Raw genomic sequence first — 1,020 nt, 5'->3', positions numbered from 1 at the left:
CAAGCGAGAGGGTCATGCCGGTGACGGCATCGAGCAATTCCAACGGCTGCTAGACGAGTAGGCGAGCCAGCCGTGTTCGACGGCCTCAGTCGCTTATTGCCCGGTGAACGCCGTCCATTCGGGGCTGACGTAGGTCACCCCACCGTCCGCCTTCGTGACGAAGATCTTCCTCGGCGCTCCTTGGCTTCGGTCTCACGGTGACGCTGAAGCCCGGGCGCCAGATGCCATACATACTCCCGCTTTGCCGGGTGTGTCGAATAGGCTTCGCCCTGTCTCAATGCTGATGAGCTTGAGAACAAGAATTTATGGAACGATTTTTATCGGGATAATTTTCTACCTCATCATGGCAAGATCCGCTGAGCCCGATCGGGCCACTCTGCAACGGATCGCCGATGCGCTCGGCGTGCCCGTCGAACGTTTCTTCACCGGCAGCCTGCCCGTCAATGCGGATGGGTGCCTGTACCTCTGGTCAAGGATCAGGACGGCGGAGGGGCGGCAGCGAGCCTTGGAAGCTCTGCGGGCGATCGCTGACGAGGAGCCAGCGTTGCGACCCGCGGGAGAATCAGCGAGCCGCTAATCCATATCGTCCGCTCCCCCGTCCCGGCGCGCGCCATGGGCTACGACGACCAGGGCATCGTTGGCCAACGGCCGCTGGAGATTATTCGCCTCCGGCCAGGGTGCCGACAGCCACGTCGCCCACTCCTCCGGCTCGTGAGGATCACCGGCATCGCCTTCGGGTGAACCGCACCATCTTCGGCGTTCGGCTCGGTCGCCAGGAAGGCATACAGGTCGTCCGTCGTCTCACCGTTCTTCACCTTCCGCACGCTCTGCCAGCCCGCGACCAGGATGCCTGCGAAGCAGGTGAGGGGCTGATCCTCCGTCAGGGCGAACCACACGGGCGGGCGCGAGCCGTCCGCGGCCTTCTCGTTCTCGCTGAAGCTCGTGAATGGCACGAGGCAGCGGTGTGCGGGCACCAGCCCGCGTCGCCTGTACGGCGAGGCAGTGTTGCGCACGTTCGTG

Annotated in this window: 1 pseudogene; it reads right to left on the bottom strand. The window is 64.0% G+C overall.

Annotation, left to right across the window (positions count from 1 at the left end):
* Nucleotides 1-573: 573 nt before the first annotated feature.
* Nucleotides 574-1,020, bottom strand: a pseudogene (locus MKL01_RS00460) (SOS response-associated peptidase family protein); the annotation flags it as partial.

This window comes from Methylobacterium sp. J-070 (assembly GCF_022829385.1).
Lineage (GTDB): Bacteria > Pseudomonadota > Alphaproteobacteria > Rhizobiales > Beijerinckiaceae > Methylobacterium.
This window is presented reverse-complemented; position numbering and strand designations above follow the sequence as displayed.